Source organism: Ruegeria sp. HKCCD6426 (assembly GCF_057221115.1).
Window position 1 is genome coordinate 765,206 of the sequence record NZ_JBWVBF010000002.1, and the last position, 19,123, is coordinate 784,328.

The following is a 19,123-nucleotide window of genomic DNA, read 5'->3' on the forward strand; positions in this document are numbered from 1 at the left end:
AATCCGCAATAAACATGATATGTGAGATTTTCCCTACGGTTTCCAAGAGAGCCGCGGTAGGATTCCTGAACAGGTGGTGCCGGGATTCTACCCTTTTCTGAGGCGCGTTGTATGCTGAACTCAGATGGGAACAGAGGAAATCCAAAAGCTGGTAGTGACGAGTTCCGAGTTGTCTAGGTATGATTTTGTGTTCAAATGAATAAGCATATCCTCAATAAAATTGTCGACGATCAAACTGTGCTTCCGACTTGCAAGGGCGATGCAGGGTCGACGCCTGAAGACATCGTTTTGCGGTTCAAAAAAATCTCTCGCGAAATGGGCCCCCAAATCGCGGTACGTTTCGGTGACGAAGTTTTGGACTATGCGGCACTGGACATGCGTTCTGACGCCTTGGCCAGTTGGTTGATTGATCAGGGTGTAATGCCTGGCGATTTGGTAGGCATCACGTCGCATCGGTGTTTGATGTTGCCGGTGGCGATTTTGGGGGTGCTCAAAGCTGGGGCAGGGTACGTACCCATCGATATGGCGCTACCTGCAGAGCGTGTAAAATTCATAGCGGAAAACACCGGCATTTCCATTCTGTTGGGAGATTGCCCCGACCTTGAAGGCTCTGAACTCAGGATTCTGCCGACCGATGCGTTTCCGAAGGAGAGTTCCACACCGCCACTTGCGGAAATCACCGAAGAGAGCATCGCCTATGTGATGTATACGTCCGGGACAACTGGCACACCAAAGGGGGTGGTTGTCCCTCACCGGGCAGTCATACGCTTGGTATGTGAATCGAATTGGTTGGATGCGGGTCCGCAGATCGTGACGCTGCAATCATCGGCATTTGCGTTCGACTCATCCATCATTGATTTTTTCGCGCCTCTTCTCAACGGAGGTACTGTGGTTATCCCGAGGGGCGAGCGTCTTTCCATTTCCGATCTGGCCGAAGCGATCAAATGCCACGATGTGAATACCCTGTGGTTAACGTCCGGGCTGTTTCACGCCGTGGCCGATCTGCAATCCGATTGCTTCGCCAATGTGGATCAGTTGCTGGTTGGCGGCGATGTGGTTTCACCGTCGCATGTCGCAAAAGTGCGCGCGCTGTGTCCGGGGCTGCGTGTCATCAACGGGTATGGCCCAACCGAAGGCAGCGTGTTGGTGACGACCCACCTCATCACGGATGAGGATTTGAATAAAGGTCAGGCCCTTCCAATCGGATCTGCCCTAAGAGGTACCGACCTTTTTGTTCTGGATGATGATCAGCAGCTATGTATGCCCGGTCAGAAAGGCGAATTGTATATCGGCGGTCGCGGATTGGCGCATGGGTATTGGAACCGCCCGGATCTTACGGCGGAAAAATTTGTGCCGGCACCCTGGGACGACACTCAAATTCTCTATCGGTCCGGTGATCTTGTCGAGGAAGACGTCAACGGCGTCTTCCGGTTCTTCGGTCGCATCGACAGCCAGGTCAAAATCCGGGGGTTCCGGGTCGAACTGGATGAGGTTGAGATCGCGCTGGAGGCCCATCCGTCTGTTGCTCGGGCAGCTGTAGTCGCCCAGCCCGGCGCTGACGAAGCCGACAAGACACTGATCGGTTTCTGCGTCGTGCAGGACGGTGTCGCGTTTGATGCCCAGGCCATTAAGACCCGGCTACAGGAAAAACTGCCGATCTACGCCTGCCCGTCGCGCCTTGAGGTCGTCGATCAGCTGCCGCTAAATCAGAACGGCAAGGTGGATCGCAGGGCGTTACTAAATGGTTTGAAATCACAGGCCGTGGGTAAAGCGCCTAAAGCGCATAAAATCGAGAGAGGCATTGCTGATCTGATAGCGGGCTTCTTGCAGGATATCCTGGATTACGAGGAGCTTGACCGGCAGGCGAACTTTTTCGATCTGGGCGCCTCGTCCCTGCATCTGACCCGGCTGCATAACCAGCTCGAGACGGCGTTGAATCGGCGTTTTCCGATTACAGCCCTGTTTGACCAAGCCAGCGTTAACGCCCTGTCGAGTTGGCTGGACGACAGCGGACACAGCAAGGCGGTCCGAATTCCCGAGATGGTTGGGCAAGTTGGATCAGGCCTGATCGCCATCGTTGGTATGGCAGGCCGTTTTCCGGGCGCAGCGGATGTCGAAACGCTCTGGCAGAAATTGGTTGCCGGCGAGGAACTGATTACTCATTTCAGCCCGGAAGAGCTTGAGGATGACCCCGGTTCCGCCGACCCTGATGGCACCTATGTGCCAGCTCGCGGTATCATCGAGGGCGCGGATCTTTTCGATGCCCGCCACTTTGGAATCCCACCGCACGATGCCAAAGCTCTGGACCCGCAACATCGGATTTTGCTGGAGCTGGCGCAAACGGCATTGGACAACGCGGGTCATGACCCGGCCCGTTTCAATGGGCGGATCGGAGTTTTCGCGGGCTCGTCCCAGAATTCGTATCTTCTGAACAACGTGCTGTCCGCTCCGGGGGCGTCCCGGCAGTTTGCGGCCAGCTATCCGCTCAAGAACTTCTCCGAGCTGTTTGGAAACGACAAGGACTTCCTTGCGACACGTGTGGCGTACAAGCTGGGCCTGACAGGCCCTGCGGTCAATGTGCAATCCGCGTGCTCCACCTCTCTACTTGCCGTTGCCCAAGCTTGCGACAGCCTGCGCATGGGACGCTCTGACATGGTGCTGGCCGGTGGCGTGGCGGTGACCTTTCCAACGAAACGACCGTATATGTACTTGCCGGATGGGATGGCCTCGGCGGATGGGCATTGCCGTACCTTCGATGCTCAGGCGACGGGTACAGTGTTTGGCGATGGAGCCGGATTGGTTGTGTTGCGACGGTTGGAAGACGCCGAAGCTGATGGTGACAATATCATTGCCGTGATCCGAGGGCATGGCATCAACAACGATGGTTCGCACAAAGCGGGCTATGCAGCACCCTCTGTCACGGCACAGTCCGAGGCAATTCGTCTTGCGCAAGCAGCAGCGAAGGTCGAGCCCCAGGATATCGGTTACGTCGAGGCCCACGGAACGGCGACCCCATTGGGTGATCCGATCGAGTTCACCGCGTTGTGCGAAGCCTTCGGCGACACAGAGACCCAAGGGTATTGCGCCGTCGGTTCGGTCAAAACAAATGTCGGGCATTTGGATGCGGCGGCAGGCGTAACAGGGCTTATCAAAACCGCACTGTGTCTGAAGCACGGGCAGATTCCGCCATTGCTAAACTACACGGCACCTAACCCACGCATCGACTTTGACAACTCGCCCTTCCGGCCTGCCACGGAATTGACGGACTGGCCCGCAGGTGAGAAGCCGCGCTATGCCGGGGTGTCAGCTTTTGGCGTAGGTGGCACGAACGTACATTTGGTCCTGGGCGAAGGACCGCAGGCAGCACCCGCTGACAAACCGGCTGATCAAAAGCTGCGTCTGTTCCCGGTTTCCGCCTCCAGCCCCGAAGCATTGACCAAGGCCGTAAAAGAGTTGGGGCAGTGGGCCGAATTGCATCCCGACGCCAACCCAGACTCCGTGTCTGCCACATTGCGCGACCATCGGCATGCCTATCAGGCTCGTGCGGTTCTGACAGGCCGGGATATGACCGGGCTGGCCCAGTCCGCACTGGAGTTTTCAGGTGCCGGACAGAAGGCAGGAACGCGCGATCAGCTGGCGTTCATGTTTGCCGGGCAAGGGGCCCAGCATGTGGGTATGGCTCGCGATCTGTACAAACACGAGCCTGTTTTCCGTAACGCCTACGACGTGTGCATGGATCAGCTTGAGCGCGAAATGGGACTCGATTTGCGTGCTGTTATTCATGCGACCGGCGATCAGGTGGCGGATGCACGCGAAAAGCTGAAGAGTACGGACTTCGCTCAGCCTGCTATTTTCGCGACCAGCTATGCGCTGGCGAAACTGTGGGAAAGCCGCGGTGTTCGACCGGACGTTATGGTTGGCCACTCCATTGGTGAATTCGTCGCCGCGACATTGGCAGGTGTCTTCCGGTTGGAGGACGCTTTGGGGTTGATCGTCCTGCGCGGTCGTCTGATGGCGGACCTGCCGCGCGGCAAGATGCTGTCGGTGCGCGCGTCCGAAGCGGAGCTTCAGGACCATTTGGGTGACGGCGTCGATCTGGCCGCCGTCAACGGGGCGAAGGCCTGTGTACTGGCCGGATCGGATGACGCGATCGCGGCAATCATTCCGGTATTGGAAGAGGCCGGTTTTGCGACCTCCGAGCTGCACACAAGTCACGCTTTCCATTCTCCCATGATGGACCCTGCGCTGGCACCGTTCAGGCAGGAACTTGAGAAACTGACACTTGGCGCGCCGTCAACGCCGATCCTGTCGACCGTCACCGGCGATTGGATGACAGAGGCCGAAGCAACAGACCCGAATTACTGGGCGATGCACATGCGTAAGCCGGTTCGGTTTTTTGACGCCATGCAGATGCTGTGGGCCGAAGAGAAATACATCTTTGTGGAATCCGGTCCGGGGCAGACTTTATCGGTATTGGCCGCGCAGAATCCGGATCGGGCAAAAGCATCCCCTTCGCTGGCGTCGCTGCCACATGCACAATCCGAAGACGCAGATTCTTACCGAGCTATGCATGCAGCTTTTGGCGGCTTGTGGGCGTGTGGTTACCCGCTCGACTGGACAGGGATTGGTGCTGATACAAACGCGCCTCGACAGCACGGGATGCCCACCTATCCATTCATCAGGAAACAGTTCTGGATCGAACCCGCGGATGTCTCATTCGAAGCGAGTGATGTGGCAGAGGTTTCACCTGAACCGGACGCGCCCACGGGTGACTTTGATGCACTAAGCGCCCTGCAGAACTTGATGGCGGATCTGTCTGGGTTGGAGCCTGACGAGATCCTTTCAGACGCGGGCTTCATGGAGCTTGGCTTTGATTCGTTGTTGCTGACTCAGGCGACGCGGGAGCTGAGCGATCTGTTCGGAATATCTGTCACATTGCGTGAACTTATTGACGGGTTCCCAACTGTGGCCGCGTTAGCCGATCACATAAAGGCACACGGGGATGTCGGCGGCGCGGGGCCTTCGGATCAGGCTATTGAATTCCCCGAACCGACGTCCGCAAACACCAGTGAGACTATGCCGGTCTCGGCGCCGATGACCCAGATTGTCAGCAAGGATGATGTGCTGACCGCCCGTCAGAAAGCGCATATTGATCGTTTGGTGGCGCGTTTCAATGCCAAGACACCACGCTCTAAGGCGTTGACCGAGAAACACCGCCGAACCCACGCCGATCCCCGTACAGCTTCGGGTTTCAATCGGTTGTGGAAGGACCTCGTCTATCAGATCGTCACTGTGAAATCCAAAGGCTCGCGTCTTTTGGATGCCGATGGCAATGAATATATCGATATCCTCAACGGGTTTGGCCCCGGTTTTCTGGGGCATTCACCCGATGGAGTCATTAAGGCCCTTCACACACAAATCGATGACGGATTCGAAGTTGGACCGCAGAGCGCGCTGGCGATGGAAGCCGCCGAGCTGTTCTGCGAGGTGACTGGTAATGACCGTGTCAGTTTTGTCTGTACCGGCTCCGAGGCCGTCTATGCAGCCATGCGACTGGCACGGACTGTCACCGGGCGGGATAAGATCGTCATGTTCGCTCGCGACTACCACGGCAATTTCGACGAAGTTCTCGTGCGTGGCATTGATGGTAAGGACGGCCCACGCAGTATTCCGATGGCACCTGGCGTTCCGCGCGACGCGGTTAAAAACGTTGTCGTTCTGCCTTATGGTTCTCCGCAGGCGCTTGATTACATCCGCAAAAACGCGGCCAGTTTGGCGGCTGTCATGGTCGAGCCGGTGCAAAGCCGGCGGCCCGAATTCCGACCGCATGAGTTTATACGTGAAGTTCGCCGGATTACCGAGCGCAATGGCGCATTGTTCATTTTTGACGAGGTCGTGACCGGGTTCCGTTTTGGCCCGCGCGGCGCACAGGGCTATTACAATATCGAAGCCGATCTTGTGACCTACGGAAAGGTCATTGGCGGCGGCATGCCGGTTGGTGTTGTCGCGGGCAAGGCGCGCTACATGGATACCTTTGACGGCGGCCAGTGGTCCTATGGGGATGACAGTTTCCCCGAAGCGCCGGTGACGTTCTTTGCCGGAACATTCGTACGCCACCCGCTGGTTATGGCCGCGACCTGCGAAATGCTGCGGTTCTTCAAGTCTCAGCCGGACTTCTTCTGGAAAACAGTCAACGTTAAAGGGGACAAAGTCGCTGGAACGGTGGATCGCTGGTTTGAAGAAAACGACATGCCGTTCGAGATGCCCAATTGCGGGTCACTCATGTACTTGCGCATCGACAAGGATGCGCAGTTTGGCAGCCTAATAGGATCACACCTGAGGGATCGCGGTGTCTTCCTGCTGGAAGGGTTCCCGTCCTACATGACCGCGGCCCATGATGACGAGGACATGGACCATGTCATCGAGGCGATTAAAGACAGCGCCCTTGAAATGCGAGCAGACGGCATGCTGGGTGGTCGTGAGGACCGCGATCCGTATGATGCTCAGATTTCGGCCGTGCCGCCGCGGCTAAGCTTGCCTGGCGGCGAAGAACGGATTGCGCGCGATATGGCAGCACCGCTCGAGCCGCTACATGTTCCGGCTCTCGAAGCGCAGCGCGAGATATTCGCCGCACTTGTCGTTACGCCCGAAGTGGCTGCAGCCTATAATGAAAGCGTAACACTTGAAATCCGTGGTGAACTGAACCGCGAGGCTTTGGTTGAGGCTATTCAGCAGTGTTATGCACGCCATGATGCCCTGCGCGCGACATTCTCCAACGATGGGATGACCATGTGCATCCATCCGGAAATGGCGCATGAAATCGGAATTATCGATCTTGCTTCGCTGGATGACGTAACCCGCGCCGGGCGACTAAAGGCGCTGCTGACGACCCACGTGGAAACGCCTTTTGATCTGGAGAAGGGACCTTTCCTACGCACGGACATTGTAGATCTTGGCCGACAGGGCGGTGTTGCGCTGCACCATCTGGTGATCACAGCGCACCACATAATCTGCGACGGCTGGTCTATCGATGTGATAATGCGGGATATTTCCTTGCTTTACCGTAAGATCGCCTCGGGCGACGTACCTGTGCTCGATGCGCCGCGAAGTATTATCGACTATGCGCGCGCCGAAGTGGAATGGGCGCGTTCGGAAGACGCCAAAAAGGCCGAGGCTTACTGGCTGGGCCAATTCGAAGGTGAAGCGCCAGTTCTGGATTTGCCGCTGGACCATCCGCGCCCGGCTGTTCGCAGCGTCAGGGGTGCTCGAATTGACGAGATATTGGACCCTCAATTGGTGGCTGGGTTGCGCAAAGTGGCGGGTAAACACAATGCCAGTTTCGTGACGCTTATGCTGGCGGCGTTCAAAGCCTATATGGCGCGGATTTCCGATTGCGAAGACTTGGTGATCGGTGTGCCGTCCTCTGGTCAGGCGGCCCGAGGAATGGACGGTCTGGTTGGTCACTGTGTTAATCTGCTGTCCGTCCGTACTCAGCCCCGAAAGGCAATGCGCTTTAATGACTATATTGGGCAGGTTCGCGATGGCCTGTTGAACGGATCGGAACACCAGCATTACACCTATGGCGCTCTGACACGGGCCCTGAAATTTAAACGGGATGCGTCGCGCCCGGGACTGATCTCTGTCGTATTCAATATCGATAACGGGATCGATCTGAGTGAGGTTTCGATAGGATCAGAGGCCGGTAAGTTTGTATCCAACCCCCGCGCTTATGAGAACTTCGAGCTTTATCTAAACGTGATTGACGATGCGGATAACGTGGCGACGGAGTGGAGCTACAACCGCGATCTTTTCGAACCCGAGACGATAAAGCGGCATATGCGCGGGTTTTCCGCAATGCTGGACGACATCGTCAACCATCCTGACGGTCTATTGAGAGATCTGGGGCGAAAGGCGCCGAAGCAAACCCTGAAAGAGTCCGGTCCTGACGATTCAGGGGCATCGGGTGCACGTTTCGAAAAGGGTATTGTCGATGGGTTTGAAGCAGCCGTTTCCTCATATTCCACCAATACGGCTGTGTCCTTTCAGGGCAACACGCTGACATACGCGGAACTGGATCAGCGGTCTAATGCCTTGGCCAACTGGTTGATTGATCAGGGTGTAATGCCAGGCGATTTGGTTGGGATCACATCTCATCGGTCTGTGTTGTTGCCGGTCGCGGTGTTGGCCGTACTCAAGGCCGGCGCTGGGTACGTGCCTTTTGACGTGTCTCTACCGGCTGATCGTCTGAAATTCATGGCGAAAGACACTGGCATTTCCGTCCTGCTAGGTAATTGCTCTGATCTTGAGGATACAGGGCTCAGGATTTTGCCGACCAATGCGTTCCCGTTGGAAAATTCCACGCCGCCCTGTGCTGAAATCACCGAAGAGAGCATTGCATACGTGATGTTTACGTCCGGGACGACGGGCAAACCCAAGGGGGTCGTTGTTCCACATCGGTCGGTCATCCGGATGCTATGCGATGCGGATTGGTTGGATCTTGGCCCGCGGACCGTGACGCTACATTCCTCGGCGTTCGCGTTTGATACTTCGATTATCGATTTCTTCGCGCCCCTCCTAAATGGGGGAACCGTGGTGATACCACCTGACGGGCGACTGTCTATTTCAGATCTGACCAAGGCAGTTGAAAGCCACAACGTGAACACTCTGTGGCTGACGTCCGGGCTGTTCCATGCCGTGGCAGATCTGAAGCCCGACTGTTTTGCCAAGGTGGATCAGTTGATCGTCGGAGGCGACGTGGTGTCGCCGGCGCATGTCGCGAAAGTACGTGCGCTGTGTCCGGATTTGCGTGTCATTAACGGGTACGGCCCAACTGAAAGCAATGTCGTCAGTGCCCATCTCATTACAGACGACGATATTAAAGAGGGGCAATCCATCCCAATTGGTGCCGCTATCAAGGGGACGGATCTTTTTGCACTGGATGAAGATCTGCAACGCTGTCAGCCGGGGCAGAAAGGTGAGTTGTATATCGGTGGCCGCGGGTTGGCGCTTGGCTACTGGAACCGTCCGGAACTGACATCGGAAAAATTTGTGCCGGCGCCTTGGGACGACCGTCAAACACTCTATCGGTCCGGAGATCTGGTCGAATGTGACTCCGAAGGCGTTTTCCGGTTCTTTGGCCGTATCGACAGTCAGGTAAAAATCCGGGGATTCCGGGTTGAATTGGACGAGGTCGAGTCGGTGTTGGCAAAGCACCCTGGCATTCAACAATCGGTCGTTGTGACCCGCGTTCCGAACCGGCAGAGCGACAAAGTCATCGTCGCCTATTTCGTCCCGAAAAGCGGTACATTGACACGACGCGAGCTCGACTCATTCATGCGCACGCAGCTGCCCGAATACGCGCGTCCCGCGCATATTGTGGAAATGGAAACACTGCCACTAAACCACAACGGAAAAGTTGACCGAGCCAAACTGCCCGAACCCGATTTGCAACGCAAAACCTGCGATCGCCTTCGCCCTGAAAGCCCGGAAGAAACGACCTTGCTTGGCTTATGGTGCGAAGTTCTGGGCAGCCGGAACGTGGCGGTCGAGGATGACTTCTTCGAGTTGGGCGGACACTCGCTGCTGGCCGTGCGTCTTTTTGCACGTATTCGTGACGAGTTCGGGGTTGATTTGCCGATCTCAACTTTGTTCCAGAATCCGACAGTTCGTGATTTGGCCGAGCTGCTGGAAACGCAGGACAGCCCCACGACCTTTGACCCGGCAGGCGATTGGGACCCAAGCACCGTGATTCATCCGGGTCCTGCGGGTGGTGGACAACCACTGTTTGTGGTGGGCGGAGTTGGTGGAAACGTCAACAACCTTGTCGAGTTCGGCTCTGTTGTCGGGCAGTATCGCGCGGTGATCGGGTTGCAGACCCGGGGCATTCTCGGCCACCACATGCACCGGACTATCGAGGCGATGGCCAAGGACAATATTCGCCACCTGCGCGGTCACCAGCCGAAAGGCCCTTATCTGTTGGCCGGGTACTCGGGTGGTGCCTTAACTGCGTTCGAGATGGCCCGGCAACTTGAAGCCATGGGAGAAGAGGTCAAGCGGTTGTTCGTGCTGGACACCTATGCGCCGCGGTTTGCAGTTGATTTCCAGTCTCCGATCAAGTTGGGCGCATGGCAATGGGTTCAAAACGAGGTTGAACTGATGCGAGCCCGAGGCCTGAGCTATTTCCAAGAACGGCTGCACGCCCGCTGGCGTCACGGTGCCGGTCGCAAACTGCTGACGCGCATGTTCCCGGATCAACCTGACCTCGCCCGTATGCGCGAAGTCGAGCGGGGATGGATGGAAGCGGCTCGAAGCTACCGCGGCGGTCCTTATCAGGGGCAAGCCAGTGTAATTTTCGTCGAGCCTGTATGTTTGAAAGAACGGTTGGCCTTTGAGATGGATCCTATGCTGGGGTGGGCCAACTTCCTGAATGAAGGGAATTTCATCAGAACGTTTGTCACTGGCTCTCATCTTGGCATGGTCAAAGGAGAAGAGGCCGAGAACCTTGTTCAGCACATGGAAGCCCATATTCGGGGCAGTTCTCATGGCGCAGAGGGCTAGCTGTGTTGGCGCCGGGTGAAAATTCTGACGTTTTGACCGGCGTGCAAATTTGGACTGCTGCAATTGGCGATGACACCACGATTTCGTTGGGCACGGCAAGCGGGTACCTGACTGAAGCAGAGTTGAACCGCGCCAATCGCTTTGTATTTCCGCGTGATCGGGATCGGTTCATCCGGTGCAGGGGCTTTCTGCGGCACGTGTTGGCGGAGTTCACGGGACACAATCCGACGGACCTGCAGTTTTCAGAGGTCGGAAATGGCAAACCGGCATTGGACTTCGGGCCCGAATTCAACGTGAGCCACAGCCGTAACCGGGCGGTTTTTGCAATATCAAATCATGGACCGGTCGGCGTTGATCTGGAATTCAATGACCGAAAACTCTCAAGCCCCGAAATTGCCCGCGAGTGCTTTACTGATCAGGAATGCGCAATTCTGGATGGGCTGACCGGCACTGCCTGGCAAGAACGGTTTTTCGCGTATTGGACGGCAAAGGAAGCCAGAATGAAACTGACGGGTGAGGGGATGTCGCTTGCTCCGAAGTCCATTGTGCTCGATCTGGTCGATGGATGGCCCGTCGGGATACAGTTTCCACATTTGCCACCGTGCGAGCTCGGGTTTGTCGACCTACCCGGGAAGGTGACGTGTTGCCTGGCCCGGCAAAAACAAGGGGACGCATGGTGAACGGGTTGCGAAAACGTTTGCGCATCTACGCCGGTACAATTCTGGAGTTCTGCCTGCCTTGGGTAGCGCGACTGGAGAGCGAGCATGGAAGTCGAGCCCGTCAGTTGATTGCCTGGGCGCGGGTCGAGCGTTCCTCGAAGGGCGGCGACGAAGCTGCATTGCAGTCGGCATTCGCCAGCATGTGGAAACAAGGCATCGGTACACAATACTACGACAAGTACTCTGACCGGTTCGAGACCTGGTTCCAAACAACTCACAAGGGTTTCTTCGACGATTTACAGGAGTTTGCAGTTTCCCATCCATTTCAGCACTTGATTGAAATAGGGTGTGGGGATGGCAAGGTGTTGCAATTCTGCGGGGCGCAGATGCCCTTGATCGAACGTTTTAGCGGAATCGACATCAACGACGACATAATCGAGCGCAACAAGAATGCCTTCGCGGACAATCCCAACCTGAAATTCACATGTGCAGATGCCCAGGTATGGCTTAAACAGCATATGGAGCCTGGTATGTTGGTGCTGTTTTACGGAGGCGTGCTGGAGTATTTCACCCAAACTGATCTGGCTTCCATATATGCGTTGCTGGCGACGCAGCCCGGTACTGCAGTTGCGCTTGTTGAGCCGATAGACCCGGCCCACGATCTGGAAAATACCACCCAAAGCTATAACCATGGTGTCGAGCATTCGTTTTCACATAATCACTGGCACTTGCTGGAACAGGCTGGTTTCGACATTCTATTGAATCGGAATACGACAAGCGGCGCCGTGACCTGGATCGAGATGATCGCAATGAAGACATCACAACACGCCTGACTCACGATGAGCTCTCAGGGTGTATTTTATTCCTTTATCATGCCGTGAACGACAGCAAAACGCGATGAGAAAGCCGCCATGAGCGTATCCCATATCCTGATGATCCTCTTTGGGTTCACTCTATTACTCGCCTTTATTGTTTTTTCCGGTGTCTGGTATTGGTCTACCTACAAGATTTACCGTTTCTCCTCTGACCCGGCACGAGCCGAAAACATAGCCGGGATTACCCGCGTCTTTTTCCAAGCGACGGACGGAACCGAACTGCGTGCGTTTGTTTCTGAGATCACTCCGAATGCACCGGTTTTGATAAGTTTTTATGGAAATTTCAGTGGTGTGATCCCTTCCCTGCAGCGCCTGCAACCTTTGATGGACCAAGGCGTCGGGATCGTGATGCTGGAATACCGCGGGTCTGGAGACGCCCCGGGAACACCCGCGGAGCTGGCATTCAATTCCGATGCATTGGCGCTGTACGATCAGCTCGAAGAACTGACAGACAGGGTAATCCCGCCTGAGCAACGCTTTATCCATGGTTACAGTCTGGGCGTCAGCCCTGCCATGGCGCTGGCCAGCCAACGCCCAGCCGCCGGTTTAATCATCGAGGCAGGTTATGACAAAATGTGCCGGTTTCAGGAAACGCGTTTGCGTGGTGTACCGATGTGTTTGCTTATGTGGAAAGAACGCCACGATGTAATCAAACACGCCAGTCAGATTTCCATTCCGGTATTGGTAGCCCATGGAACGAAAGACGCAGACGTTCCGCAATCCTGGGCCGAAGCATTGTTCAATGCGCTGTCGGAACCAAAACGTCTTGTGACCTTTCCTGATGGCACACATACCAATCTCATGGAACAGGGGCTGAGCTTTGAAGTTTCGGACTTTCTGGATGATCAGAAAAGTTAACCGTGTTTCGGATCACGCGGCATGTTCTTCGTCATCCGACCGGTCTTCATCCGCTGAAAGCAGCTTTTGGTTAAGTTCGGAACCAATCACAGCGATGGTCGGTTCTGCCATCATCGTGAAGTGATCGCAGTCAAACTCTCGTATATCAACCCGTCCGTTGGTGTACCGACCCCAACCCAGATCCTTACCTGCTGCAATAAACAGAGCACTGGCCCGGCGAGCCTTGAACAATGTTATGTCCACATCAAGCAGAGGCGTATCATAGCGGTTCTGTGCTTGCACGAATGAATCGGTCATTCGCGGGCCGATCAACTCGTCGGGCAATGGTTTGCCTTCGGCCAAAAGCTCTTTGATTTGGACCAGCTTTTCCCGGCCTTCACGTCCCGTTTTGCGCCTGTTGATCCAATCCAGCGCGTAGTCGAGATCCCATTTGCGCGCTGCCCAGAGTTTTTGTCCCAAGCTCAATGGTCGTTGCGACATATGTGGCGCGATCGTATCGAAAAAGATCAGCTCATCCACTTCTTCACCCACTGCACGCAACTGCCGGACCATTTCGAACGCGACAACACCACCGCCCGAATACCCGGCTAGCCGGTAAGGTCCGTGTGCATACGATTTTTGAACGGCTTCGATGTATCGAGCGGCCATATCTTCGATCGTCATATCCACGCTGAGGCCGCCGTCTGACCCCAATGCGCGCAGCCCGGAAAACGGAATGGACGGGTCCAGGAAACCGGCGAGAGGGCGGAAGTTCAGGACATTTCCACCCGCACCGTGGATACAGAACAGTGGTTGCGTGTCTTCGTCGCCTTTAGTGATTTGAACCAACGGGCTCCACCGGGTCGCCACGGGCTGTGTCGGTGAACCCTCGGTCAGACCTGCTGTCCTAAGAACGAGTTCAGTCAACGCACCCAATGTCGGGGCTTCGAACAACGTGGCCAGAGGCAGGCCGACGTCAAATTCCTGCCGGACACGCGTGAACAAACGTACGGCGTTCAGCGAATGCCCTCCAAGCTCAAAAAAGTCGTCTTCAGGCTGTATGTTATCAACACCCAGAATGTCTTCCCAAATGCCCGCGATCCGCGCGCTGTGCGGGCCCATCTGAGGCGCGGCGCTCTGGCCTCGCTCTGGCCGTGCTTTTGGTTTGGGCCGTGCCTCGACAAGCGCAAGTTTCACGAGATCCAGGGAGACAGGCGAGATAATCTGATGTCGACTGGGATGGGAAAAGATGAGGTTGAACAAGGCATCTGCCTCGGTGTCCCTTATGCCGGTGGCAAGCAACTGGTCGCCCAATCGGGCCGGTTCAGGGGCAGTTGCCAGCGCCTCACGTGATAGGGCCCGCAGCGCCAGATGTTCCAGGATCATGACCACGGTTCCAGACGCGTCGCGAATAACCACGTCGAAGGCTGCGAACTGCCCTTTGGTTTCGGCCACTTTGACAGATTGCGCCGTTATTTCCCGGCTGAGCGGGCCAAACACTCGAATTCGGGAGACGGACATTGGCGCATAAAGTGGTGCGGCTTGATCTCTGTCCAGAATGTTCAGGCCGACAGTGGCCGCCATGTCCAGCAGGCCGGGATGCAGGGGATGGTTACTCAGGTCAGATATGTATTCCTCCGGCAGCGTGAACTGACCTTCGCACCAATTGCCAGAGCGGCGGGCGGGGCCGGATGTGTTCCAGCGCGGGCCAAAGTCTATCAGTTCATCCTGCTTGACCTGCTCGTTTGGAGCGATGAGGTCCATTGGGGGCAAAGAGACCAGATCGCGTGGTATTTGCTTATCCATTTTGCGTATTGCCTGGATTTGCACTTGCACGTGATCCACCAGAGAATCGCCCGCCCCCAATCGGCTGCTGATTTTAAGCTCATAACCATCTTTTTGTGGCATCAGCGAAATGTGCATCAACCGCGGCAGGTCTTCGGCAAATCCCATGGGTTGATTGAACGACAACGCAGAAATCTCAAACGTCAAAGATTTCAGGACTTCGCGTGCCGCGACTTGAACCAGTTCGATATAGGCCGTCCCTGGCAGAACCGGAAGGCCCGCCACGACGTGACCGGATATCTCCCAATCTTCCTGAGGGTGCATGAGCCGTTCGAAGATGACTTCGCCGTCTGCCTCGTCACGCCGACGTCCTAGAAGAGGATGATCCTCTGGTCCCGGTTTGTGTTGCCCATGACCAAAGACTCGCGCCGCCATTCCGCTGTCACGCCATGCGCCCCACGCAATCGACAAACCATCGTTCCGGTTTTTAGCCAATGCTTCCAGTCCGGCGTTGGCCGCGACATAAGCCACCTGGCCTGCGGGTCCTGTTTCCACGGAACTTGATGATATGACTGCAAAAGCATCCAACTCGCCTTCTGGAAGCAATTGGTCCAGGATTTGAGCACCTTTTAGTTTTGGCGCCATGACCGCGCGGACGTCATCCAGCGTTTTCAGGGATATCGGCCCGTCATCCAGCTGCCCCGCCGCGTGGATCACCCCGCTGATCTTGCCGAAGCTGCTTCGCAGATATGTCAGCGCAGCGGACATTGCATTTTTGTCCGTGACATCCGCTTTCAGGAACATGACGTCACCGCCAGCTTCCCTGATACGAGAGGCAAGGGCTTCGTCTTCGTGGCCAGAGCGGGACAATAACCCAACCTTGGCATGATAGGTTTCGCCAAGCCATCGTCCCAATTGGCGCCCGATGCCGCCGGTTCCACCGGTAATCAGCCATGTGCCACCAACCTGAATACGGGTTGGCTGAGCGCCGGTCTTCGAATGATCGGCAATTCGCTTGTTCACATGGCGGTTCCCATTGCGCCAGGCAACGTTATCCTCCGCGCTTGGCTGGAGCATTTCGTCGAAAAGCTGCCGGGCTGCGCCCAGGGCATTGCCCGCGCCGGCTATTGCATTTTGCTCGGGGTCGAGATCGACCTGCGTGGCCTCAAGCCCGGGTATCTCGCGTGGGGCCGAGCGTATGATCCCGGTCAACGTAGCGAATTCGGGATTGACGGAACCAGGCCCGATGGCGCCTCGTGTGGCCAGTACAAGCCGGTTCGGCCCACAATCTGCCTGTTGGATCAAACGGGCCAAAAGGTAGGTGCTGTCAAAGGCGGAATCGCCATCTTCCGACAGCGGCCAAAGGGACAGGATGCGTGGGGGCAGGCTGTTCCCGATCTTTTGGAACAGGGCTTCAAAATCGTCCGTATCTTCGGGCCTCAGGCAATAGCCAGCTGCTGTTTCTTCAAATCTGGTGCCTTTGGTGACAACAGTTACGTCAGCGTTGTTCTTAGTCAGTGAATCCAGGACAGCATTGGACAGGGTGTCGGAACCTGCCAAAACCAACCAGGGTTCGGCCGCCAACGATGTCGGGTTATGCGAAGCCAAGGCCATCTCGGGCCAGTGTATTGTCTCGAACCAATTCTCAATCGGGGTAATGCGTGGCAGGGTTAGCGGATCAAGATCTTCTTCTTTCTCCTTGCCTTGCCCCGGTTCGATCCAGTGCCGAGTCTTGTCAAATGCATAGGTTGGCAGTGAAATTCGGCGCCCGCCCGCGGGCAGGGCTTTGTTCCAATCGATGTTACATCCATTCGCCCACAGCGCACCAAAGGCCGTTAGCATCACGCCAATCTCGTCGCGCGGCTCGCGAACTGATGGGGCGGAATACAACATGGCTTGTGGCGGATGCGGTAATTCCATCGCACCAACCAGCGGTCCCAGACTTTGTCCGGGGCCAACCTCGATCACGATACGGCCGGGCGCATCGAGCGCCTGTCTGGTAGCGCCGGTGAACCGAACCGTGTGCCGCAGATGGCGGACCCAGTATTCGGGCGAGGCCAGATCGTCCCCTTGAGCAGTAGCCCCTCGTAAGGACGATATGATCGGGATCCGTGCCGGTGCAAAGGTCATTCCCTCGAACCCGGCGCGAAAACGGTCAAGCTGTTGGTCCAGTTGTCGCGAGTGCGCTGCTACCGCGATGTGAATGCGGCGCACGTCATGCCCTTGGTTCGAAAGCTCTGCCTCAAGCGTTTCAACCGCCCCGAGCGGGCCGGAAACAACCGTACTGTCCGGCAGGTTCAACGCTGCAATATCCAGTTCAGACCCGGTCCTTTGGATCAGCTCCTGAGTCTCGGCTTCATTGAACGGCACGGTTGTCATCGCGCCTTCGGGAGCGGCCTCCATGACTTGCCCGCGCAAGGTGACAATTTTCAGTGCGTCGGCCAGGGACATCACCCCAGCCACGACGGCACCCGTGTATTCGCCGACACTGTGGGCAAAGATCAGGTCAGGTTCGACACCCCAGCTTTGCCAAAGTTGCGAATATGCGTATTCCAGGATGAACAGTGCCGGAATGGCATAGTCCGAATGAGATAACTTATCGGTCGCCTCGCGGTCTGAGAGATCGCGGGCAAACATCATCTCTTCCAGGTCCGCTGGAGCGGATTCTGGTAGCGCGCTGAAACAGTCTTTGACCGCAGCGTCGAAGACCGGAGCGTCACGACGCATCTCGCTGCCTGCGCCTGGGTATTGTGCGCCGCCGCCAGGGAAAAGAAACACGATTTCAGGCGACGTATCCGTGTCGGACTCTGCCCGGCCTTGTGCGATCAGGGGGTGAGATTTCGCCTTGATCAGCGTTTGCAAGTGCTTCGGGTTGCGCGCGGCCGCAACGAACCGTTCCGGAAATTCACGGCGACCTTCGCGCAGCGTCTTTGAAACGTCGGCGCTGGCGGGTGCAGATTCAGATAGGAAATCGTCCCATTTGCCGCGCAGGTTGCCCAGCGCCGTGTCGTTGCGGGCCGAAATCGGGAAGAGACGCCATTGGTTATCTTCCGCCGCCGGGGGCACATGTGGGGCTTCCTCGACGATCACATGGGCATTTGTGCCGCCCACGCCCAGTGAGTTGACAGCCGCGCGGCGAATGCGGGGCGTTCTTGACCAATCACGCCCGCGCGCCTGGACTTGAAACGGGCTGCGCGAGAAATTGAACCGGCTGTTGGGGGTCTTGAAATTCAGACTGGCCGGCAGGCGTTCATGGGTCAGGCTTTCGACAACCTTTATCAGACTTGCCGCGCCCGCTGCCGTGTCGGTGTGCCCGATATTGGTCTTGACTGAGCCTATGCCAATCCCGCCGATATCTGCGGCGCCATAGACCTCTTGCAGCGCACTCAGCTCGATGGGGTCACCGATTGGCGTGCCAGTGCCGTGGGTTTCGATATAATCGATATCGCTCGCCTCAAGCCCGGCCACTGCCAGTGCTTCGGCGGCGGCTTCTGCCTGACCATCGACAGAGGGCGCCAAATAGCTGGCCTTGCTGATCCCGTCATTGTTGATCGCAGTTCCAAGAATGACTGCCTTGATGTCATCTCCGTCTTTCACGGCATCGGCATAGCGCCGCAGTGTCAATACCGCAGCGCCCGAGCCGAAAACTGTACCCTGGCTTTCTTCGTCGAAGGCGCGGCAGATACCGTCAGGGGAAAGAATCTCGCCCTGTGAAAATCCATACCCAACGCGATGTGGTAACTCGATCGTCACGCCGCCCGCCAAGGCCATGTCGCATTCCATGTTCAACAATGCGCTGGCCGCCAGATGCACGGCAACTAGCGACGTCGAGCAGGCCGTTTGAACGGCGACGGACGGTCCAGTCAAATTCAACAGATACGAAAGACGCGTGGTCAAAAAGTCTTTGTCGTTGCCGGTATGGCGCAACAAAAACATGCCGATCTCTTCGACCAGGTCAGGGTTGCTGAGCAAATTTAAGGGCAAATAGCTTTGCATGCCCGATCCTGCATAGACCCCAATGCGACCATCAAATTTTTCGGGTATCCAGCCGGCATCTTCCAGTGCTTCCCAGCCACATTGCAGGAAGTGACGGTGTTGCGGGTCAAGAATGGCGGCTTCGCGCGGGGAGAAGCCGAAAAATCCCGCATCGAACATCTCCATATCGGGCAGAATATGTGCGACTTTTACGTAATTTGGATCGGCCAGACGTTTGCGGCTGACACCTTGTGCCAGAAGATCTGCATCTGACAGATATGTTGCACCCGAACGTCCCTCGGACAGCATTTTCCAAAAAGCGCGGATATCGGGCGCGCCGGAAAAACGACCAGCACGGCCAATGATCGCAATGCGATTGTCGAAACTACCTGTATTCTCGTTACTCACGCGCTCCATCCCCGGATGTCGCCTACT

At 56.5% G+C, this 19,123-nt stretch carries 5 protein-coding genes; 4 read left to right on the plus strand and 1 reads right to left on the minus strand.

Annotation, left to right across the window (positions count from 1 at the left end; all coding sequences use genetic code 11):
* Window positions 1-195: 195 nt before the first annotated feature.
* From AC2TDA_RS08475 to AC2TDA_RS08490, 4 genes are all read left to right on the plus strand, one after another.
* Entirely contained in the window at window positions 196-10,557 is a 10,362-nt protein-coding gene (locus AC2TDA_RS08475) for an amino acid adenylation domain-containing protein (protein ID WP_480877355.1), read from the plus strand.
* Between the two features lie 41 nt (window positions 10,558-10,598).
* Complete coding sequence (locus AC2TDA_RS08480; RefSeq protein WP_480877353.1) at window positions 10,599-11,237, plus strand: 4'-phosphopantetheinyl transferase family protein; 639 nt, start codon at window positions 10,599-10,601, stop codon at window positions 11,235-11,237.
* A complete protein-coding gene (locus AC2TDA_RS08485) occupies window positions 11,231-12,049 on the plus strand; it encodes a methyltransferase domain-containing protein (protein WP_480877351.1) in 819 nt (272 codons plus the stop codon). The genes AC2TDA_RS08480 and AC2TDA_RS08485 overlap by 7 nt, the downstream gene beginning before the upstream one ends.
* 78 nt (window positions 12,050-12,127) lie before the next feature.
* A complete protein-coding gene (locus AC2TDA_RS08490; RefSeq protein WP_480877350.1) occupies window positions 12,128-12,949 on the plus strand; it encodes an alpha/beta hydrolase in 822 nt (273 codons plus the stop codon).
* A 12-nt stretch (window positions 12,950-12,961) separates the two neighbouring features.
* On the opposite strand, the gene AC2TDA_RS08495 is transcribed toward AC2TDA_RS08490, so the two are convergent.
* Window positions 12,962-19,096, minus strand: coding sequence for an SDR family NAD(P)-dependent oxidoreductase (locus AC2TDA_RS08495; RefSeq protein ID WP_480877348.1), 6,135 nt, complete (start codon window positions 19,094-19,096; stop codon window positions 12,962-12,964).
* Window positions 19,097-19,123: the final 27 nt, after the last annotated feature.